18 protein-coding genes and 1 pseudogene are annotated in these 21360 nt (G+C 63.8%); 7 read left to right on the top strand and 12 right to left on the bottom strand.

The window, feature by feature from the left end; all coding sequences use genetic code 11:
• Positions 1-8: 8 nt before the first annotated feature.
• The 3 genes from L0U81_RS06115 to L0U81_RS06105 are packed head-to-tail and all read right to left on the bottom strand — an operon-like array spanning position 9 to position 1641.
• Positions 9-917 (bottom strand): anti-sigma factor family protein, encoded by a 909-nt coding sequence (locus tag L0U81_RS06115; protein ID WP_233800844.1) that lies wholly within the window; start codon positions 915-917, stop codon positions 9-11.
• Positions 917-1477, bottom strand: coding sequence for an RNA polymerase sigma factor (locus L0U81_RS06110; RefSeq protein WP_233800842.1), 561 nt, complete (start codon positions 1475-1477; stop codon positions 917-919). The genes L0U81_RS06115 and L0U81_RS06110 overlap by 1 nt, the downstream gene beginning before the upstream one ends.
• Before the next feature lie 26 nt (positions 1478-1503).
• Positions 1504-1641, bottom strand: coding sequence for a hypothetical protein (locus L0U81_RS06105; protein ID WP_233800840.1), 138 nt, complete (start codon positions 1639-1641; stop codon positions 1504-1506).
• A gap of 432 nt (positions 1642-2073) precedes the next feature.
• Here L0U81_RS06105 and hfq point away from each other — a divergent pair, with 432 nt between their 5' ends.
• Complete coding sequence (gene hfq, locus L0U81_RS06100; protein WP_233800839.1) at positions 2074-2541, top strand: RNA chaperone Hfq; 468 nt, start codon at positions 2074-2076, stop codon at positions 2539-2541.
• Between the two features lie 33 nt (positions 2542-2574).
• On the opposite strand, the pseudogene L0U81_RS33665 reads toward hfq, so the two are convergent.
• Positions 2575-2766, bottom strand: a pseudogene (locus L0U81_RS33665) (hypothetical protein); the annotation flags it as partial.
• 88 nt (positions 2767-2854) lie between these two features.
• On the opposite strand from L0U81_RS33665, the gene L0U81_RS06090 reads away from it, so the two are divergent.
• On the top strand, positions 2855-3049 hold the full coding sequence (locus tag L0U81_RS06090; RefSeq protein ID WP_233800837.1) for a hypothetical protein: 195 nt from the start codon (positions 2855-2857) through the stop codon (positions 3047-3049).
• Between the two features lie 242 nt (positions 3050-3291).
• Here L0U81_RS06090 and L0U81_RS06085 read toward each other — a convergent pair whose 3' ends face one another.
• Positions 3292-4008, bottom strand: a complete 717-nt coding sequence (locus L0U81_RS06085; RefSeq protein WP_233800835.1) for a DUF2968 domain-containing protein — start codon at positions 4006-4008, stop codon at positions 3292-3294.
• Positions 4009-4507: 499 nt separating this feature from the next.
• On the opposite strand from L0U81_RS06085, the gene L0U81_RS06080 reads away from it, so the two are divergent.
• On the top strand, positions 4508-4993 hold the full coding sequence (locus L0U81_RS06080; RefSeq protein WP_233800834.1) for a DUF2147 domain-containing protein: 486 nt from the start codon (positions 4508-4510) through the stop codon (positions 4991-4993).
• 116 nt (positions 4994-5109) lie between these two features.
• Here L0U81_RS06080 and L0U81_RS06075 read toward each other — a convergent pair whose 3' ends face one another.
• The 6 genes from L0U81_RS06075 to typA form a co-directional block, all read right to left on the bottom strand.
• Positions 5110-5562: a transposase gene (locus L0U81_RS06075; protein WP_233800832.1), complete on the bottom strand. Its 453-nt coding sequence runs from the start codon at positions 5560-5562 to the stop codon at positions 5110-5112.
• 137 nt (positions 5563-5699) lie between these two features.
• Entirely contained in the window at positions 5700-6797 is a 1098-nt protein-coding gene (gene zapE / locus L0U81_RS06070; RefSeq protein WP_233800830.1) for a cell division protein ZapE, read from the bottom strand.
• Between the two features lie 88 nt (positions 6798-6885).
• Positions 6886-8316: a dihydrolipoyl dehydrogenase gene (gene lpdA / locus L0U81_RS06065; protein WP_233800828.1), complete on the bottom strand. Its 1431-nt coding sequence runs from the start codon at positions 8314-8316 to the stop codon at positions 6886-6888.
• 137 nt (positions 8317-8453) lie between these two features.
• Complete coding sequence (gene odhB, locus L0U81_RS06060; protein ID WP_233800827.1) at positions 8454-9728, bottom strand: 2-oxoglutarate dehydrogenase complex dihydrolipoyllysine-residue succinyltransferase; 1275 nt, start codon at positions 9726-9728, stop codon at positions 8454-8456.
• A gap of 141 nt (positions 9729-9869) precedes the next feature.
• On the bottom strand, positions 9870-12731 hold the full coding sequence (locus L0U81_RS06055; RefSeq protein WP_233800826.1) for a 2-oxoglutarate dehydrogenase E1 component: 2862 nt from the start codon (positions 12729-12731) through the stop codon (positions 9870-9872).
• A 403-nt stretch (positions 12732-13134) separates the two neighbouring features.
• Complete coding sequence (gene typA, locus L0U81_RS06050) at positions 13135-14964, bottom strand: translational GTPase TypA (protein WP_233800825.1); 1830 nt, start codon at positions 14962-14964, stop codon at positions 13135-13137.
• Positions 14965-15297: 333 nt separating this feature from the next.
• On the opposite strand from typA, the gene L0U81_RS06045 reads away from it, so the two are divergent.
• The 4 genes from L0U81_RS06045 to L0U81_RS06030 all read left to right on the top strand — a co-directional run bounded on the left by L0U81_RS06045 (position 15298) and on the right by L0U81_RS06030 (position 20302).
• Positions 15298-15813, top strand: coding sequence for a MarR family winged helix-turn-helix transcriptional regulator (locus tag L0U81_RS06045; RefSeq protein WP_233800824.1), 516 nt, complete (start codon positions 15298-15300; stop codon positions 15811-15813).
• A gap of 49 nt (positions 15814-15862) precedes the next feature.
• Positions 15863-17383: an efflux transporter outer membrane subunit gene (locus L0U81_RS06040; protein WP_233800823.1), complete on the top strand. Its 1521-nt coding sequence runs from the start codon at positions 15863-15865 to the stop codon at positions 17381-17383.
• Between the two features lie 83 nt (positions 17384-17466).
• The gene (locus tag L0U81_RS06035) at positions 17467-18705 is read left to right on the top strand and encodes an EmrA/EmrK family multidrug efflux transporter periplasmic adaptor subunit (RefSeq protein ID WP_233800822.1); all 1239 of its coding nucleotides are present in this window, start codon (positions 17467-17469) and stop codon (positions 18703-18705) included.
• 34 nt (positions 18706-18739) lie between these two features.
• A complete protein-coding gene (locus tag L0U81_RS06030; protein WP_233800821.1) occupies positions 18740-20302 on the top strand; it encodes a DHA2 family efflux MFS transporter permease subunit in 1563 nt (520 codons plus the stop codon).
• Positions 20303-20424: 122 nt separating this feature from the next.
• Here L0U81_RS06030 and truB read toward each other — a convergent pair whose 3' ends face one another.
• Positions 20425-21360 (bottom strand): tRNA pseudouridine(55) synthase TruB, encoded by a 936-nt coding sequence (gene truB, locus L0U81_RS06025; protein ID WP_233800820.1) that lies wholly within the window; start codon positions 21358-21360, stop codon positions 20425-20427.

The raw sequence follows: 21360 nt of genomic DNA, 5'->3' as shown, positions 1-21360 counted from the left end.
GGCGCCCGCTACTGCTGCCACGTCTCGGGCTTACCACCGAGCTCGTTACACACGTCGATCGCGATCTCGCGCAGCTTGCCTTCCGCGATCGCGCCGGACAGTGCGTAGCCCATGCCGTCGCTGATCCAGTAGAAGGTGCGGCGCTCGCCATCGCGAAGCAGACGGAACGCGGTTTCGTCGCGCGCAATGCCGGTCACGTACAGCGTCAGACGCGCACCGGCCTGGTTCTCGTACATGAACTGCGCTGCCGGCCCCGCCTCGCCCGGCAACAGCCGGCCGCCTACCAGCGAATAACCATACTCCTGCAGCGACGGCACTGACAGCGGACGGTTCAGCCGCTTCGATAGCCACGTGATCAGATGCGCCTCTTCGCTCGCGGCGACTTCGACCGGATGACGCCGCTCCGGCGAGTACACCGCGTACGCGATGTCCGCGCGCTGCGCCCAGCCGGCCGGCTGGGCGCCGAAGCCGCTCCACGCGCCGCCGGTCAGGCGCGGCGCAAGCGGACCGAGCGCCAGCGCGAGCCCGGCGCCGGCCGCGAGCCAGCAGGCGGCGAGACCCGCGCGCTGCCACCACGGCCGCGTACGACGCACGATGATGAAGGGCGGCTCCTCCGCCGCCGCGGCCGGGCTGCCTGCGTGATGTCGCCCGCCGGGTTCAGCGTCCTGCTGCTGATCGTGCGCCTGCTGCCCTGCTTGCGCTTGTCCCGCATCGCCGCTCGGCACGCCGCACAGCGCGCGCAGCGCCGCCTTCTGCGCGCGCCACGCGGCGACGCGGGCGGCAGCCTGCGGATGCTGGCCAAGCTGCGTTTCGATCGCGGCGCGCTGATCATCCGGCAATTCGCCATCGACATAGGCCGACAGCACGCGCAGATCGAGCTCGTCGGGAAGGCCGGAATCCAGATCGTCGTTGTTCATTATCGGTTTCTCACCACTTTCAGCGGCGCGACTTTATGCGCCGCCTGCGGCGCACCGGGCTGCGGCCCGTGCACCGGCCCCTGCGGCTCCTCGCACAGCAACGCGCGCATATGCTCGCGCGCCCGCGACAGCCGCGACATCACGGTGCCGACCGGCACCCCCAGCGCGCTCGATGCCTCCTGGTACGACAGCTCCTCGACGCACACCAGCAGCAGCACCTCACGCTGCTCGTGCGGCAGGCAGTACAGCGCGCGCTGCACGTCGCGCAGCACCAGACCGTCGACCTCGCCATGCGGCGCCTCGAGATTGCGCCACGGCGCGCTTTCGTCGTCGACCGCGATCTCGCGGCGGCCGCGCAACTGATCAATGTACAGATGCCGCAGGATCGTCAGCAGCCACGCGCGCAGGTTGCTGTTCGGCCGGAACGCCGACCAGTGCGCAAGCGCACGCTCCGCCGTATCCTGCACGAGATCGTCGGCCCAGGCGCGGTCGCCCGTCAGTGCGCGCGCATAACGGCGCAACTGCGGCAACCACGCGATCACTTCTGCTTCGAATGTCACCCGGTGTGCCAGGCCCGTTCGCGGCGTTAGTAGCCGCCGCCGCTGCTACTGCTGTTGCTGCTCGAGCCCGACGCCGCGGTGTCGGTATCGGCGGCGTGCGCGAGCGAGCCGCACGCGAGCGCGAGCAGGACGAAGAGCGCTGACAGAATACGGGATGCTTTCATGGTGAACCTCCTGGCGGTTGCCCGGCGCGCGATCCACCGACCGGCGCGGCGGGCGGCAGGCCGCCGAATGCGGTGCTGCCATACTGAGCTTAACGCCGCGAGCGCGCGGTTTATTCCACGGCCGTCGCGGTGCTCCTTTCGCCGGGCTTTTTTTCGCGGCGCTTCGAGGCCGGCCGTTTCCGTGGCCGTGCAATGCTCTACTATGTTCTTCCTTTTCCGCCAACCATGCCGGCAATGCCTGGAGAGGCAGGAAGAAGCCGCCATTGATCAGCAGATTCGTAACTCAACGTTACAGCGCCGCGTTATCAGATGCTTATGCGCTCACAAGTAGTTATAGTGGACGAAGTTCGTCCCGTCGACGTGCTCTGCCCCCGCCTGGAGTAGAAGGGGTAAAATCGCGGCGAACCACCGTTTATCTAACCTGAATTATCCATGGCCTCCGCAGAATCGCATCCGCAAAACGACTTCATGAACGCCGCGCGCAAGGAACGCAAGCGCGTCGAAATCTATCTGGTCAACGGCATCCGCCTGACCGGATGCATCGAGTCGTTCGATCAGTACCTGGTGATGCTGCGCACGCCGGTTGGCCTGCAGGGCATCTACAAGCGCGCGATCTCCACGATCCAGCTCGACACCGGCACGCGGCCGGCGCCGCGCACGGGGGGCAGAACGTCGCACGGCGAGCACGGCGCGCGCGGCCCGCATGGTTCGCGCGAACATCGTGAGCCGCGTGAAGCGCGTGAATCGTACGGCGCGCCGTCGCCGGAGCGGGCACCGGGCGAGCGCGGCAGTGGCAACTCCGAAGGCCCGGTGGTCGTCACGCGGCGTCGGCGTCTGTTCGGCACCGGCGGCGAAGGCGGCAATCACGGCGGTGGCAGCCCCGGCGGCAATCAGGAATAAATACGCAGAAGCGGTAACGGCCGCGCCTCGCTGCTCCGTGGGCGGACCTAGGCGCCGCAGAACTTTCTCCGGTTGCATCAGCTGCCGCTCAGTCAGCTCGACTCTCCCCTTGACCGCCAGAACGCGGCGGCGCCAGTAGTCGGCGTCGAGCAGGTGCAGCGCCGGTCGCTGCCTCGCCCAATCCAGGTCTTCCAATTCGGCTTCCACGACGTGGGCTGCGTGCACACGACGCGCCTACGCCATTCAACCGACCTTCGCCGATTGCCGCGATGGGCTATGCTGAATGATTGACCTGCTACTGATGGAGTTCGACATGACCAGCAAAAGCCAGCACGCCTCCCAGCCTGCGCGCACGCGCCGGACGTCGTCGACGTCTTCTGCCGAGACGCGGCTCGACGAAGCGCTGATGGAGAGCTTCCCCGCCAGTGATCCGATCGCGGTCGACGTGACGAAGCCGTCTCACGAGCGGATGCGCAAAACTCACGCGGATACGCGCAAGCGGCATTGAAGTCGAGTCATCCTGGCGCGCGCGACGGCCGCGGGCGCACGATGTTCTCGTGGCTCGCAAAGAAATGCGGGGGAAATGCCGAAGAGCCCGGCGGCGCAAGTGCGATGCACCGGTTAGCGGTGTGCAAAAAGCACCAAACGACCCGTTCGGCGCTTTTTGCAAGCGGCGGGAATGGCAAAAGCCGGGCGACGCATCGGTTGCCGTGCCGTCCCGTCCATCCACGAAGGCTCACTCCGCTGCGTTCAGTGCAACGGCAATCCGCTATCGAGCTGACGCTGCAGGTCGCGAACCTGACGCTGGGCAACGCGCAACTGATCCTGCGCGGCAGCCTTCTGCTGTGCCAGTTCGGTTGCCTCAGCACGCTTCTGCTCCTGCTGGCTCGCAACGATGCTCTGCTGCTGTCGCGCGATGTCGAGGTCGGCCTGCAGCCGGCTCGCGCGATCCTGCGACAGCGCGACCAGGCGCTGTGTGAACGCCTTCTGCGCTTCGAGTTGCGTACGACGGATCTCGACGTCCGACAGCTGCACCGTCTGCCGCACGAAATCCTTGTAGATGAGCTCGGCGCGCGCGGCGTCCTGAGTCTTGATCACGCGCCAGAAGTTCTTTTGCTGGAACAGCGCGACGTAGTAGGTCATCTCCTTGCCGTAGAACATCATGCTCGCGCCATACGTGCCGTTATACGTGGTGCGCAGTTCGCTGAGTTCCGAGCCGTGGATCATCTGCTGCAATTCCGCAACATTGCCGGTGGCGGATTGCCGGTTTTCGTCCGGCGTCAGTGCAGTGGTCTCAGCCTGGCCGGCCTGCGAGGTGTCGGGCAACGCCGTCGTCGTGCCCGGCTGGGACACGACTGGACTGCTTGCGCCACTGTTCTCCAAGGCCTGTGCGTTCGCGCCCTGAAGAGCCCCCAATGCGATGCATGCGGCCAGAGCAATCTCTCGTAGCTTTGACTTTCGGTCCATGTATTACCTGCTGAACAGATTTTGTTTTAGGTAGAAGCTGGCCATTATTACTCACTTTCGCGGGTTTCGGGCTCTCCATCAAAAAATTGGTATTTGGGCGTTTCTGCCCCGGAACGAGCACAAGCGCAATCCCGTCCCGCCCGCGCGGCAGCGGGAGGCAATCCGCTCGATTCGCTGCCGCGATGCGCGCTACTACGGTCTCGATCTGTCCGTCGCGAAAGCGCTCGGCGATGCGCCGGAGGAAAACGCATCGCGCAGTCCGCGCATCAACGCGACGCTCCCCCACCAGCCTAATTGACACACCTTGGAAGTGACTCGTGCTGTTTAGAAGCTCCACTATCAGACGGCAGGGGCACTTTCGCGTATTCTCCGCTGTCGATGCGAACGGCACGCCGCTGGCATCGTCTCGCATCGCGAAGGCCGCTACCGCACATCGGAGCGAGATGCTCATAACGCCGCGCGACCAAGATCGCGCTGTATCACAACAAGGAGGAAGGCAATGACCCAATTCACTCAACGTGCTCGCGCGCTCGCGCTGCGCACCGCCCGTCACGCAGCACTCGCCGGCGCTCTGCTCGCCAGCGCCATAACCGCGATGGCACAGACCGAAACCCCGGTCGGCACGTGGCAAACGATCGACGATCAGACGGGCCAGCCGAAGGCGCTCGTGCAGATCACGCAGGACGGCACCGGCGAGCTGAACGGCAAGGTCATCAAGGGACTTGGCGCAAACAACCAGCCGGATCGCCGCTGCACACAATGCACCGACGCGCGCAAGGATCAACCGATTCTCGGCATGACCATCATCAACAGCATGAAGAAGGACGGCGACGCGTGGGATCATGGCCAGATTCTCGACCCTGAAAACGGGAAGGTCTACAAGTGCCAGATGCATCTCGAAGACGGCGGCAACAAGCTCGTGGTACGCGGCTACATTGGCGTTGCGCTGCTCGGCCGCTCGCAGACGTGGATCCGGCAGCAGTGAGATTCGATGCGCGGCGCATATGTAGCGCCCGTTGCTAGAGTAAGTGCAGCATAAAAAAACGGCCGGCGATCACGAATCGCACGGCCGTTTCAATTGTGGCCAGCTGTTTGCAATGGTCATGCGGCCTGTTTCAACGATGCAGCGCAAACAAATGGCGACGCGGGCACCGGCGCGGCCGATGCCGGGTTGCAAACGACGGGCGGAACACGGAACGCCGCGGGCTCGACCACACCGCGCTTGTGCGGCGCGTTAGCGTGCGTGCGCATACGCGCTTCCATCAATTTGCAGAGATCTTCGCTCGCGGCGCCGAGCAGTTGCTCCGTGACGGGCTTGAGCACGCCCGATTCGTACCACGACTTGAAGCGGCGATGACAGGTCTGATACGACGGATAGCGCCGCGGCATTGCGGACCACGTCGAGCCGCTATACATGACCCACAGCACGCCGTTGAGCACCGAGCGGGTATTGGCAAGCGGGCGGCCACGCAGTTCGGTACGTGGCCGGAGTTCGGGCAGCAGTGGCGCAACGCGCTGCCATTCTTCATCGGTGATATCGCGATATGGGTTCATGCTTCCTCCTTTGTCAGAACAACGACAAAAGATAGCCAGTCACCCGTACGCCGAATATAAGACCACTCCGATTCCTAAAAATGCGTCGTTCGCCCTGGTCAGAATGGCGGCATCTGCGAACGCGCGCTCGTCGCGACTCAGGTCAGCGACGTATCGACGATCCGGCGCGGCGTATCGAGATACTCCTTCGACTGCATCTCGACGATGCGCGACACCGTCCGCGAAAATTCGTTGGCCATCGGACCGTCGACGTACAGTTGCTCGGGCGGCACCGCGGCCGACATCAGCAGCTTGACCTTGTGGTCGTAGAACACGTCGATCAGCCATGTGAAGCGGCGCGCTTCCGACGCCATACGCACCGACATCTGCGGCACGTCCGACAGGATCACCGCGTGAAAGCGGCTCGCGAGTTCGAGATAATCGTTCTGCGAGCGCGGACCACCGCACAGCGTCGCGAAGTCGAACCAGACGACGCCGTCCGCGCGGCGCAGCGCCTTCAGCTCGCGCTTCTCAATATGCAGCAGCGGGCTTTCGTCGGGCACCGCGGCGAGGCGCGCGAAGGCGTCGCGCAGCGCCTTGCCGGCGGCGGCGTCCAGCGGCGTGTGATAGACCTCCACCTGCGCGAGTGTGCGCTGCCGGTAGTCGATACCCGCGTCGACGTTGATCACGTCGAGCTTCTGCTTGATCAGCTCGATCGCGGGCAGCATGCGGTCGCGATGCAGGCCGTCCGGGTACAGCGTGTCAGGATCGTAGTTGGACGTCATCACGAACTGCACGCCATTCTCGAATAGCTTGTCGAGCAGGCGGTACAGGATCATCGCGTCGGCGATATCCGAGACATGGAATTCGTCGAAGCAGATCAGCCGATAGCGCTTCGCGATGCGGCGCGCGAGTTCGTCGAGCGGATCGGCCCGGCCTTTGAGTTCTTCGAGCTCGCGATGCACTTCACGCATGAACTCGTGGAAATGGAGACGCGTTTTGCGATTCAACGGCACAATCGTGTAGAAGCTGTCCATCAGGAAGCTCTTGCCGCGGCCCACGCCGCCCCACATGTATACGCCGCGCGGCAGATCCGGGCGAATGATCAACTTCTTGAACGCGTTCGAGCGGCGCGACTTGTATTCGACCCACTCTTCATAGCACCGCTGCAGGCGGTCGACCGCCGCGCGTTGCGCCGGATCGGATTGATAACCGCGCGTCTGCAGTTCTTTTTCGTAGTATTCGGTGACGTTCATCGTGTTGCTGCAAAAAGAAAGGCGGGAGGGAGTGAACCCCGCCCGCCTTCGGTGATGCCAAGGTTGCGTTTCGGTCAGGCGTGCGCGCTTACATGTTCAGCGCGCGCTTGTCGACGGCGAGTGCCGCTTCGCGCATGACTTCCGACAGCGACGGATGCGGATGGCAAATACGGCCGATGTCTTCCGACGCCGCCTTGAACTCCATCGCCACCACGGCTTCCGCGATCAGGTCCGATGCGTTCGCCGAGATGATGTGCACGCCCAGCAGTTCGTCGGTCTTCGCGTCGGCGATCATCTTGACGAAGCCATCCGCCTTGTTGATGCCGAGCGCGCGGCCGTTCGCCATGAACGGGAACTGGCCCGTCTTGATCTCGCGGCCCTCGGCCTTCAGCTGCTGCTCGGTCTTGCCGACCCATGCGATTTCCGGCTCGGTGTAGATCACCCACGGAACGCAGTTGTAGTCGATGTGCGGCTTCTGGCCGTCGATCACTTCCGCGACCATCACGCCTTCGTCTTCAGCCTTGTGCGCGAGCATCGGGCCGCGCACCACGTCGCCGATCGCGTACACGTTCGGCACAGCCGTCGCGCAGTGGTCGTCCACGTCGATGAAGCCGCGCTCGTTGGCCTTCAGGCCGATCGATTCGAGGCCCAGATTGTCGGTGTTCGGCACACGGCCGACCGACACGATCAGGCGGTCGGCTTCGAGCGTCTGAGCTTTGCCGTCCTTGTCCGTGTAGGCGATCGTCACGCCGTTTTCGCTCGTCTTCACTTCGCCGACATTCACGCCGACGTGGACGTCGAGACCCTGCTTCTTGAACTGCTTGGCCGCTTCCTTCGACAGCGCCTGGTCAGCCGCGCCGAGGAATTCCGGCAGCGCTTCGAGCACGGTCACGTCCGCGCCGAGGCGGCGCCACACCGAGCCAAGTTCCAGACCGATCACGCCCGCGCCGATCACGGCGAGCTTCTTCGGTGCCGTGTCGAAGCTCAATGCGCCTTCGTTGTCGGCGATCAGCTTGTTGTCGACCGGAATGCCCGGCAGATGACGCGCCTTCGAACCCGTTGCGATGATCACGTTCTTCGCCGTGACGACTTCGGTCTCGCCTTCGCCGCTCACTTCGATCTGCACGCCGGCGTCGGTCTTGCCGGTGAACTTGCCGTGGCCCTTGAGCCACGTGATCTTGTTCTTGCGGAACAGGAATTCGATGCCCTTGGTCATCTTCTCGACGATGCCGTCCTTGCGGGCCATCATCTTCGAGAGATCGACCTTCACGTTGTCGACCGAGATACCGTGGTCGGCGAGGTGATGCGATGCGTTTTCAAACTCTTCCGACGACGCGAGCAGTGCCTTCGACGGAATGCAGCCGACGTTCAGGCAGGTGCCGCCGAGCTTCAGCGCGCCGGCCGGGTTCTTCCATTTTTCGATACATGCGACGGTCTTGCCGAGCTGCGCTGCGCGGATGGCGGCGATATAACCGCCAGGGCCTGCGCCGATCACGACGACGTCAAATTCTTTGGACATGACAATCCCTTTGATGGCGGAACGGCGCCGGGCCACCTGACGTGGCGCGCGCCGTTCCTGTACTGCGGAATGCTAAAGACGTGCTACGGATGACCCCGGCCCGCGCAAACGCGGGCCGGGGTCAGTGGAACGTACGCTTACAGGTCGAGCAGCAGGCGCGCCGGATCTTCCAGCGCATCCTTCATCGCGACCAGCGACAGCACCGCTTCGCGGCCGTCGATGATACGGTGGTCGTAGGACAGCGCGAGGTAGTTCATCGGGCGGATCACGATCTGACCGTTTTCGACCACAGCGCGTTCCTTCGTGGCGTGCACGCCGAGAATCGCGGACTGCGGCGGGTTGATGATCGGGGTCGACAGCATCGAGCCGAACACACCACCGTTCGAGATCGAGAACGTACCGCCGGTCATTTCTTCGATCGACAGCTTGCCGTCCTTCGCCTTCTGACCGAATTCGGCGATCTTCTTCTCGATGTCGGCGAGGCTCAGCTGATCTGCATTGCGCAGGATCGGCACCACCAGACCACGCGGCGAGCCGACAGCGATACCGATGTCGAAGTAGCCGTGATAGACGATGTCGTTACCGTCGATCGACGCGTTCACGAGCGGGAACTTCTTCAGCGCGTGAACAGCCGCCTTCACGAAGAACGACATGAAGCCGAGCTTAACGCCGTGTTCCTTTTCGAACTTGTCCTTGTACTTGTTGCGCAGATCCATGACCGGCGCCATGTTCACTTCGTTGAACGTGGTGAGGATGGCGTTGGTTTGCTGCGACTCGAGCAGACGCTCGGCGATACGCGCACGCAGACGCGACATCGGCACGCGCTGTTCCGGACGGTCCTTCAGCCACTGGTCGGCCGATGCCGGTGCCTTGACGTCCGGCAGCGACGGCTTCGCAGCCTTTGGAGCGGCAGCCGGAGCCGGCGCAGCCTTGGCAGCCGGAGCGCCTGCGGCGAGCACGTCGCCCTTCGTGATGCGGCCGTCGCGGCCCGTGCCGGCGACGTCGCCAGCAGCCAGGCCCTTCTCGGCCATCAGCTTGCCGGCGGCCGGCGAAGCAGCGGTGTTCGAGCCCGTTGCGACAGCGGCCTGAGCAGCCGGCGCGGGAGCCGCAGCCGGTGCGGCGACCGGAGCCGGCTTCACTTCGGCTTCAACAACCGCGGCGCCTGCGGTGCCTTCGGTGTCGATCTTCGCGATGACCTGATCAGCCGTGACCGTATCGCCGTCGTTCGAGATGACTTGCGCGAGCACGCCTGCTGCCGGTGCCGGCACTTCAAGCACGACCTTGTCGGTCTCGATTTCGATGAGGATTTCGTCCTGAGCGACAGCCTCGCCGGGCTTCTTCTTCCACTGCAGCATGGTCGCTTCCGAGACCGACTCGGACAGCTGGGGAACCTTGACTTCAACAATAGCCATTATGAGTATCCTGAATACGTATCGGGTGACGGCGCTTGAGCACGACCGCCTGCGAACCGTGAGCGCCGCGCCTGAACCTCATGAGAAACGTTCAGCGCGGCGCGGGAAAACGCATTGCGCTTTCCCGGCCCGTCTGTTTCTTTATTTAGCGATCGACGCGCTCTTGAGGCGGCCGAAAGCGCCTTCGACCAGCGCCTTCTGCTGCTCGTAGTGCTTCGCGTAGTAGCCGACTGCAGGCGAAGCCGAAGCCGGACGGCCGCTGTACGCCAGCTTCTGCCCTTCCTTCATGCCTTCCTTCAGATGGTGCTCGATGTAGAACCACGGGCCCTGATTCTGCGGCTCGTCCTGCACCCACACCACTTCGGTTGCGTTGTCGTACTTCTTCATTTCCGCTTCGAACTGCTTGTGCGCGAACGGATAGAGTTGTTCGATACGGATGATCGCGACGTCGTTCGCCTTCGCTTCACGGCGATGTGCGACCAGGTCGTAGTACACGCGACCCGAGCAGGCGATCACGCGCTTGACCTTCTTCGCGTCGATGGTTTCGTCCACTTCGCCGATGACCGGCTGGAACGAACCCTTCGCGAGTTCCGACAGATCCGAGACGGCTTCCTTGTGGCGCAGCAGCGACTTCGGCGTGAAGACGATGAGCGGCTTGCGGAACAGGCGGATCATCTGGCGACGCAGCAGGTGGAAGACCTGCGCCGGCGTGGTCGGCTGAACGACCTGCATGTTGTGGTCTGCGCACAGTTGCAGGAAACGCTCGATACGCGCCGACGAGTGCTCCGGACCCTGGCCTTCGTAGCCGTGCGGCAGCAGCATGGTCAGGCCCGACACGCGGCCCCACTTCACTTCGCCCGACGAGATGAACTGGTCGATCACGACCTGCGCGCCGTTCACGAAGTCGCCGAACTGCGCTTCCCACGCGACGAACGTGTTCGGTTCAGCGGTCGAGTAGCCGTATTCGAAGCCGAGCACCGCTTCTTCCGACAGCACCGAGTCGATCACCGTGAACTTCGCCTGACCTTCGGCGATGTTCTGCAGCGGCACGTACGTGCCGTCGTTCCAGCGTTCACGGTTCTGGTCGTGCAGCACCGCGTGACGATGCGTGAACGTGCCGCGGCCCGAATCCTGACCGGTCAGGCGCACGGCATAGCCGGATGCGACCAGCGATGCGAACGCGAGGTGCTCGCCCATGCCCCAGTCGAGCTTTGCTTCGCCGCGGCCCATTGCGCGACGGTCGTTGATCACGCGCTCGACGAGCGGGTGAACCTTGAAGTTTTCCGGAATCGTGGTGACGCGCTCGGCGAGGCGCTTCAGTTCCGCGAGCGGCACGGCCGTGTCGGCTGCATCGGTCCACTTGCGGTTCAGGAACGGCACCCAGTCCACCGCGTACTTGCTCTTGTAGTTCGAGAGCACCGGGTCGATCGTGTGATGGCCTTCGTCCATCGCCTTGCGATACGCCTTGACGAATTCGTCGCCTTCCGTGGCGCTGATCACGCCCTGCTGCACGAGCTTTTCAGCGTACAGCGCACGCGTGCCCGGGTGCTTGGCGATCGTCTTGTACATCAGCGGCTGCGTGACCGCCGGGGTGTCCTGCTCGTTGTGGCCCAGCTTGCGGAAGCAGACGATGTCGACGACGACGTCCTTGTGGAACTGCATGCGGAAGTCGATCGCCATCTGGATGGCCAGGACGACCGCTTCGGGATCGTCACCGTTCACGTGCAGAACCGGCGCTTCGATCATCTTGACGACGTCCGAGCAGTACAACGTGGAGCGCGAATCGCGCGGGTCCGACGTCGTGAAGCCGATCTGGTTGTTGATGACGATGTGCAGCGTGCCGTGCGTGCCGTAACCGCGCGTTTGCGCGAGGTTCAGCGTTTCCATCACGACGCCCTGGCCGGCGAAAGCCGCGTCACCGTGGATCTGCACCGGCAGCACCTGGAGGCCGTCTTCGTCGCCGCGGCGGTCCATACGAGCCTTCGCCGAACCCTCGACCACCGGGTTGACGATTTCGAGGTGCGACGGGTTGAACGCGAGCGACAGGTGAACCGGGCCGCCTTCCGTCGCGACGTCCGACGAGAAGCCCTTGTGGTACTTGACGTCGCCAGCCGGCAGATCGTCGACGTGCTTGCCTTCGAATTCGGCGAACAGGTCAGCCGGCATCTTGCCGAGCGTGTTGACCAGCACGTTCAGACGGCCGCGGTGAGCCATCGCGATGACGATTTCCTGGACGCCGCGCAAACCGCCGTGACGCACGACTTCGTCCATCGCCGCGATGAAGCTCTCGCCGCCTTCGAGCGAGAAGCGCTTCTGGCCGACGTACTTGGTGTGCAGGAAACGCTCGAGGCCTTCGGCGGCCGTCAGGCGATTCAGGATGTGCTTCTTCTTGTCGTTGCTGAAGCTCGGCGTCGAACGGATCGATTCGAGGCGTTCCTTCCACCAGCGCTTCTGTTCCGGATCGCTGATGTACATGTACTCGGCGCCGATCGTGCCACAGTACGTGTCGCGCAGCGCCTTGACGATCTCGCGCAGCGTCGCGCGCTCGAACCCGAAGTACAGATTCGTTGCGCTGAACTCCTGGTCCATGTCGGCTTCGGTGAAGTCGTAGAACGCGGGTTCAAGTTCGGGGATCGCGGGACGTTCGCGGCGCTTCAGAGGATCGAGATTGGCCCATTGCGAGCCGAGGAAGCGATATGCGCCGATGAGGGACTGGACGTAAACCTGTTTGCGGGCGGTGGCGAGATCTTCGCCGCCGGCCGTTGCGCGCGGCAGGAAGGCATTGGCCTTGGCGCGCTGGGCAAACGATTCGACGATCGGGCCGTGGGCCACGTCGTTGGCGTTGCTGCCGTCCGATGCGGGCACGTTCTGCAACGCATCGAAATAGCTGCGCCAGGTCTCGGGCACTGACGCCGGATTATCGAGATACGCTTCGTACATTTCTTCAACGTACGGAGCATTGCCGCCGAACAGATAAGAGTTCGACTGGAATTGCTTCATCATTTTTACGCTCACCTTTCTTCGAGCTTCTCGAGAAATAGCGGGTTACAGAACCTTCCGCGACACGGCCTGACCGTTTAGCGGATTGCGCGAATCAAGTCTTGCTTGGAAGGACCTAAAACTTTGCACCCGGGAGCATAGCACAGAACGAATAGCCCAGATAGCGAACCGCGTAGGCGCAAATGCCTGTAACGGCGGGCGTTTCAAGGGTGGTCAGGTACCTCTTCAAGGTGCGCAACAGTGTTCTGTGGGAAATGGCGGCGAACAGCGCGACAGGTCGCGACACGTGGGCCGCCGCGGCGAGTAACGGGCGTGATGCGGCGCCGCAAAGTTTGATGCATCAAAAACGACGAAGCCACCCGAAGGTGGCTTGCGTTTCCTGCTATCCGGACAGGTTGAGTCCTGCTTACTCGCCGGCAACCTTGTTGCGGCTCGCGCTGCGGCGCTCGTGTTCCTTCAGGTAGCGCTTGCGCAGACGGATCGACTTCGGCGTGACTTCGACGAGCTCGTCGTCGTCGATGAACTCGACCGCGTATTCGAGCGACAGTTGAACCGGCGGCACGAGACGCACGGCTTCATCGGTGCCCGACGCGCGCACGTTCGTGAGCTGCTTGCCCTTGATCGGGTTCACGACGAGGTCGTTGTCGCGGCTGTGAATGCCGATGATCATGCCTTCATACAGCGCCTCGCCCGGCGATACGAACATGCGGCCGCGATCCTGCAGCTTCCACAGAGCGTACGCGACGGCCGCGCCGTCGTCCTGCGAAATCAGCACGCCGTTGCGACGCTCACCGACCGCGCCGTCCTTGACCGGCTGGTACGAATCGAACGTGTGGCTCATCAGACCCGTGCCGCGCGTGAGCGTGAGGAATTCCGACTGGAAGCCGATCAGACCACGCGCCGAAATGCGGTACTCGAGACGCGTGCGACCACGGCCGTCCGACGCCATGTCGAGCATTTCGCCCTTGCGGCGGCCGAGCTCTTCCATCACGCCACCCTGGTGCGTGTCTTCCATGTCGACCGTCAGGTTTTCGTAGGGCTCGTGCTTTACGCCGTCGACTTCCTGCATCACCACGCGCGGACGCGACACGGCCAGCTCGTAGCCTTCGCGGCGCATGTTTTCGACCAGAATAGTCAGGTGCAGCTCGCCGCGGCCCGCCACTTCGAACGTGGTTTCGTCGCCGGTGTCGCGCACGCGCAGCGCGACGTTGTGGTTCAGTTCCTTCATCAGGCGATCGCGAATCTGGCGGCTCGTGACGAACTTGCCTTCACGGCCCGCGAGCGGCGACGAATTGACGAGGAAGTTCATCGTCAGCGTGGGTTCGTCGACGGTGATCATCGGCAGCGCTTCCGGCTGTTCCGGCGAGCAGATCGTCACACCGATGCCGACTTCCTCGATACCATTGATCAGCACGATGTCGCCGGCTTCTGCCGAGTCGACCTGCACGCGATCGAGGCCCTCGAACGACAGCACCTGGTTGATCTTGCGATTGAGGATTTCGCCGTCCGGACCCGAGCGCACCGCGACGGCCATGCCCGGCTTGATGCGGCCGCGCGTGATCCGGCCAATGCCGATACGGCCGACGTACGACGAGTAGTCGAGCGACGTGATCTGCAACTGCAGCGGACCTTCCGGATCGGCCGGGCGAACCGGCACGTGCTCGAGAATCGCTTCGAACAGGGGACGCATGTTGCCGTCGCGCACTTCCGGCGTGAGACCGGCATAACCGTTCAGGCCCGATGCATAGACGATCGGGAAGTCGAGCTGCTCTTCGTTCGCGCCGAGCTTGTCGAACAGGTCGAAGGTCTGGTTGATCACCCAGTCGATCCGCGCGCCCGGACGGTCGACCTTATTGATCACCACGATCGGCTTCAGACCGAGCGCGAGCGCCTTCTTCGTGACGAAGCGGGTTTGCGGCATCGGGCCTTCGACCGCGTCGACGAGCAGCAGCACCGAATCGACCATCGACAGCACGCGCTCCACTTCCCCGCCGAAGTCGGCGTGTCCCGGCGTGTCGACGATGTTGATGTGCGTGCCTTCGTACTCAACCGCGCAGTTCTTCGACAGGATCGTGATGCCGCGCTCTTTTTCGATGTCGTTCGAGTCCATCACGCGCTCAGCGATCTGCTGGTTCTCGCGGAACGTGGCGGTCTGACGGAGGAGCTGGTCGACGAGCGTGGTCTTGCCGTGGTCGACGTGAGCAATGATGGCGATGTTGCGTAGGGCGCGGGTCATAGGAAACCTGAAGACGGTTGAGTGCGCCGCTTGCTTATGCTGCTGGTTGAGGAGATAAACCACGACAACAAGCCCAAAGCGCACTTTTGGGAACCCAAAATTATAGCACGCGCGGATGATCCTTTCTGGTATTCCCCGATAGACCATCCAATCTTCGCACCGCCGAGGCGAGGGTGACGGGCAAATGTCCGCCTCGCCGCGCCCTACGCCAATCCGTACCCGCTTGCTGCTTGAGCGCAAAAAATCCTTGCCTAAGCTGTAATAACGCTTGTCGTGTCAATCAACAGCCCGCTATACTGATGCATAGTCAACCATTGCATTCGCACGAGAATCATGACGGAGCCGTCCAACGAACCCACGCCGGACCTCAGCGAGTATCAACTCGGCGAAAGTGTCGGCTATCTCATCTCGCGCGTGAGATCGACGCTGTCGAACCTGGTCACGCAACGCAGCATGGCTGAACTCGGCATCACCAGCCAGCAAGGCAGCATCCTGTTCATGGTGGCGAGCGGCAAATGCCTGCTCGCGGCCGAGCTGGCGCGTGAATACGGCATCGACGCAAGCGCCGTCACGCGCCTGATCGACCGGCTCGAAAAGCGCGGCCTGCTCACGCGGGTGCGCAGCAACGAAGACCGGCGCGTCGTGCGGCTCGCATTGACACCGGAAGGCCATGCGATCGCGGCCCGCATGCCGGGCATTTTCACTGGCGTGCTCGATAGCCTGCTGAACGGGTTCACCCCCGAAGAAGTGGGCTTCCTGAAGAGCATGCTACGCCGTGTGCTCATCAATTCCGGCGAACAGACGGGCCTTACCCGCGACGCCGCAAGCCATCTCGACAGCAAATCGTAAAAAATTGCTTGCTGCGTCCACCATTACATTCCACTCAAAGAGTCGAGCGATGAAATCCCTTTCCCTGTCCGCGCCCGCGCTGTCGAGCCGGGCCGCTGTCGCCGCCGCGGCGACAGCGCTCGCCCTCACGGGGTGCGCGAACTACTTCGGTGTCAAAAGCGACAAGCAGATCGCGTCGCCGACGCAGTACGAGTCGACGCAGAGCCTGCCCAACGAGGGCGGTCAATGGCCATCGCTCGACTGGGCCAACCAGTTCGGCGACCCGCAACTGCCGAAGCTGATCGCGGAAGCGCTCGACGGCAACCCGTCGATCGCACAGGCACAGGCGCGGCTCGCGAAGGCTTCGTCGTATATCGAAAGCTCGCGCGCGGCGCTGTTCCCGAAGGTCAACGCGAGCTATTCGTGGACCCGCGAGCTGTTCTCGGCGAACGCCCTCTACCCGCCTCCGTACGGTGGCACCTGGTATAGCGAGAACAACGTGCTCGCGAGCGCGTCGTGGGATCTCGACCTGTGGGGCAAGAACCGTCAGCGCCTCGGCCAGGCCGTGTCGCAACAGAAGGCCGCCGAGGCCGACATGCAGCAGGCGCGCGTGACGCTCGCCGCGTCGGTCGCGAGCACCTACAACCAGCTCGCGCAGCTGTATGCGTTCCGCGACATCGCCGCGCGCGAAATCGCCAACCGCCAGGACGTCGGCCGCATCACGAATGACCGCGTGAGGGCCGGCCTCGACACCAACGTCGAGAAGCAGACCGCCGCCGGTAACGTCGCGACGAGCCAGTCGAACCTGACCGACCTCGACGGCCAGATCACCGTCGTGCGCTACCAGTTGGGCGCGCTGCTCGGCAAGGGCCCGGACCGGGGCCTGCAGATCGACAAACCGGTGTTGACCGGCGGCAACGTGGTCGCGCTGCCGGACAACATCCCGGCCGACCTCGTGGCGCGCCGCGCGGACATCGTCACCGCGCGCTGGCAGGTCGAAGCCGCGATGCACGACGTGAAGGAAGCGAAGGCCGAGTTCTACCCGGACGTGAACCTCGCGGCCGGCTTCGGTTTCGACGCGTTCGGCTGGGGCCGTTTTCTGACCGCGTCGAGCCGTCAGATCCAGTTCGGGCCGGCGATCCATCTGCCGATCTTCGACGCCGGCGCGTTGCGCGCTCAGTTGAAGGGCCGCTACGCGGACTTCGACCTCGACGTCGCGAACTACAACCAGACGCTGATCAACGCGCTGCAGGACGTGTCGACTCAAGTGTCGTCGATCCGTTCGATCGACCGCCAGCAGGGCGACGCTCAGCGCGCGCTCGATGCGTCGAGCCAGGCGTATCAGCTCGCCGTGATCCGCTACAAGGCTGGCCTGTCGCCGCAGCTGCAGGTGCTGACCGCCGACGAAAACCGGCTGGCCGCCGAGCAGACGGTCACGGGTCTGCAGATGCGCCGCCGCGATCTGCAGATCGGTCTGATCAAGGCGCTGGGCGGAGGCTTCGACGCGACGCAGACTGGTCTCGTGGTGCCGACCGACGCGCCCGCATCGGCCAACGCCGCGAATCAAGCCACGAGCACAGCCGCGAACTGAGCGAGCCCGTCTGCGCCAACGAACACGCATACGCACGAACACCTGAATAAACGACGACGTTTAAAAGAGCCCGGAGCAAATCAATGAGCACCCCCCAGCAGCCCGCTACTCCACCGCAAGCGGCGACCAACGGCAAACGCAAGCGCATGATGACGCTGCTCGTCATCGTGATCCTGATCGCGGCCGCCGCCTACGGTCTCTACTACTTCCTCGACGCACGCTTCCATGAAGATACCGACGACGCCTACGTGAGCGGCAACGTCGTGCAGATCACGCCGCAGGTCACGGGCACCGTGATTGCGGTCAACGCGGACGACACCCAGGTCGTGAAGGCCGGCGACCCGCTCGTCGTGCTCGACCCGGCCGACGCGCGCGTTGCGCTCCAACAGGCCGAGGCGAATCTCGCTCAGGTGGTGCGCCAGGTGCGTGGCCTGTTTGCCGACGACAGCCAGTACGAAGCGCAGGTCGCGGCGCGCCAGGCTGATCTGTCGCGCGCCCAGGACGACCTGAAGCGCCGTCTGACGGTCGCGCAGACCGGCGCGGTATCGCAGGAAGAAATCTCGCACGCACGCGACTCCGTGAAGTCCGCGCAGGCCGCGCTCGACGCCGCCAAACAGCAGCTCGCGGCAAACCGCGCGCTGACCGCGAACACCACGATCGCCGATCACCCGAACGTGCAGGCGGCCGCCGCAAAGCTGCGCGACGCCTACCTGAACCACGCTCGCAACACGCTGCCCGCGCCGGTCACTGGCTATGTCGCGAAGCGCTCGGTGCAGGTCGGCCAGCGCGTGTCGCCGGGCACGCCTCTGATGGCGATCGTGCCGCTGCATGACGTGTGGGTCGACGCGAACTTCAAGGAAGTGCAGCTGAAGCACATGCGTATCGGCCAGCCGGTCGAACTGACGGCTGACGTGTATGGCTCATCGGTGCCGTTTCACGGCAAGGTGGTCGGCTTCTCGGCCGGCACGGGTTCGGCGTTCTCGCTGCTGCCCGCGCAGAACGCGACCGGTAACTGGATCAAGGTCGTGCAGCGTCTGCCGGTGCGTATTTCGCTCGATCCGCAGGAACTCGAGAAGCACCCGCTGCGTATCGGTCTGTCGATGCAGGCTGACGTCAACATCAAGGACGGCACCGGCGGCCAGCTTGGCCAGGCACCGACCACGACTTACCAGACCAACGTCTTCGACAAATACGGCGCGGAAGCTGACGCGGAAATCGCACGCATCATCTCGGAAAATGCCGGCCCGAACGTGAACGGCGGCTCGCAGAAGCCGACGGCGCAGAACGGCGCGGCCGCGAAGCCGGCGGCCAAAAAGAGCTAAGGCTCAGCCCGACGATTCATAGAAGGCTCTTTTAATGGCTCAGGCTCAGGCGCAAGTCCCTCACCCGCCGCTCGAGGGCGCGCAACTGGTAATCGGCACTATCGCGGTGTCGCTCGCCGTGTTCATGAACGTGCTCGACACGTCGATCGCGAACGTGTCGATCCCGTCGATTTCCGGCGACCTCGGCGTGTCGTCCGACCAGGGCACGTGGGTGATCACATCGTTTGCGGTGGCCAACGCAATCTCGGTGCCGCTGACTGGCTGGCTTACCGACCGCATCGGCCAGGTGCGTCTGTTCATGGCGTCGATCGTGCTGTTCGTGCTGTCGTCGTGGATGTGCGGGCTCTCGCCGAACCTGCCGTTCCTGCTTGCGTCACGCGTGCTGCAAGGCGCGGTGGCCGGCCCGATGATCCCGCTGTCGCAGACGCTGCTGCTCGCAAGCTATCCGCGCGCGAAGGCACCGATGGCGCTATCGATGTGGGCAATGACCACGCTGATCGCGCCGGTTGCCGGTCCGATTCTTGGCGGCTGGATTTCCGACAACATCTCCTGGCCGTGGATTTTCTACGTCAACATTCCGGTCGGGGCGATGGCGGCCGTCGCCACGTGGACAATCTTTCGCAACCGCGATTCGGTCATCAGGAAGGCACCGATCGACGGCGTCGGCCTCGGTCTTCTGATCGTCTGGGTCGGCTCGCTGCAAGTCATGCTCGACAAGGGCAAGGATCTCGACTGGTTCTCGTCGACCACGATCGTTGTGCTCGCGCTCGTCGCGGTGCTCGCGCTCGCGTTCTTTATCGTCTGGGAGCTGACGGCCGAGCATCCGGTGGTCGACCTGTCGCTGTTCACGCGGCGCAACTTCACCGGCGGCACGATCGCGCTATCGATCGGCTATGGGCTTTACTTCGGCAACCTCGTGCTGCTGCCGCTGTGGCTGCAGACCGATATCGGCTACACCGCGACCGAAGCCGGACTCGTAATGGCGCCCGTCGGTCTGTTCGCGATCCTGCTGTCGCCGCTCACCGGCAAGATCCTGCCGCGAACCGATCCGCGCTACATCGCGACCCTGTCGTTCCTGATTTTCGCGCTGTGTTTCTGGATGCGCTCGCGTTACACGACGGGCGTCGATACGTACTCGTTGATGCTGCCCACGCTGATCCAGGGCATCGGCATGGCCGGCTTCTTCATTCCGCTCGTGTCGATTACGCTGTCGGGCTTGCCGGGCCATCGGATCCCGGCCGCGTCGGGGCTGTCGAACTTCGTGCGGATCATGTGCGGCGGTATCGGCACGTCGATCTTCCAAACTGCGTGGGATCACCGCACGATCATGCATCACGCGCAACTGACCGAGCAGGCGAACGCTTACAACCCGGCATTTGGCCAGTCGATTCAACAGATGGGCGCGGCGGGCCTGAATCAGCAGCAGACCTATGGTCTCTTCAACACCATGGTCACGCAGCAAGCCGCGCAGCTCGGCGTGAACGATCTGTTCTTCATTTCGGCCGGTATTTTTGTCGCGCTGATCGCGCTCATCTGGATCACGCGACCGGAACGCGCAGGTGGCGATGCGGGAGCGGCGGCGGCCGCGGCGCATTGAGCCCGTAGGTTGTGCTATTGCGCTAGTTCGACACTGCATCGTAGACGGCATGTAAAAAGCGGGATCGCTATCGGGCGATCCCGCTTTTTTATTGTCCGCATGCGACTGACAAAACTGCGCGTCTAGTTCTCCGTCGTCACGACCAGACGTTCGGGTGCAAGCACGCCTTCGGCTGGCCTCGCGACACCGAGAAGCCGCCCTTGCGCCGAGTACACCCTCACGCGCGGCGCATTCAAGGCATCGGCGGCAATCGTCAACGACGACAGCTTCAGCCGCTGTCCGTGGAGGAAGCGGCGCGTGTCGTCGTCGTTGAGACAGACCTGCGGGAACGTCGATAGCAACGCGTCGACCGGTTGCAGCCATGCGTCGCGTTCGGCCGGGGCCGCGTCGGACAACGCGTCGAGCGTGACCGAATGCTCGAGGGTCAGCGCGCCGACGCCCGTGCGCCGGAGCGCGACCAGATGCGCACCGCAGCCAAGCGCCTCGCCGATATCCTCAGCGAGTGTGCGCACATAGGTGCCCTTGCTGCACGTCACGCGAAACTTCACTTCCGGCAGCGCGCAGGCGATCAGCTCAAGCGCGTGAATCGTCACCTGCCGCCCTTCCCGTTCGACCGTCTGGCCGGCGCGCGCGTACTCGTACAGGGGCTTGCCGTCGCGCTTGAGCGCCGAGTACATCGGCGGAATCTGAACGATCTCGCCGATCAAGCGTGGCAAGGCCGCCCGCACCGCCGCTTCGTCGCAATTGACCGCTCGAATGTCGAGCGCCTCGCCTTCGGCGTCGCCAGTGGTCGTGCGTATGCCGAGGCGCATCGTAGCCTCGTAGGTCTTGTCGGCTTCGAGCAGGTCTTGCGAAAACTTGGTGGCCTCGCCAAAGCACAGTGGCAACAGGCCGGTTGCGAGCGGGTCGAGCGTGCCGGTGTGGCCCGCCTTTTTCGCCAGATAGAGACGTTTCGCGCGGACCAGCGCGTCATTGCTCGACAGGCCGAGCGGCTTGTCGAGCAACAGCACGCCGTCGAGCGCGCGACGCGGCACGCGGGGGCGTTGAGGTGCGGTCAT

It is taken from the genome of Paraburkholderia sp. HP33-1, from assembly GCF_021390595.1.
In the GTDB taxonomy this organism is placed as follows: domain Bacteria; phylum Pseudomonadota; class Gammaproteobacteria; order Burkholderiales; family Burkholderiaceae; genus Paraburkholderia.
This window is presented reverse-complemented; position numbering and strand designations above follow the sequence as displayed.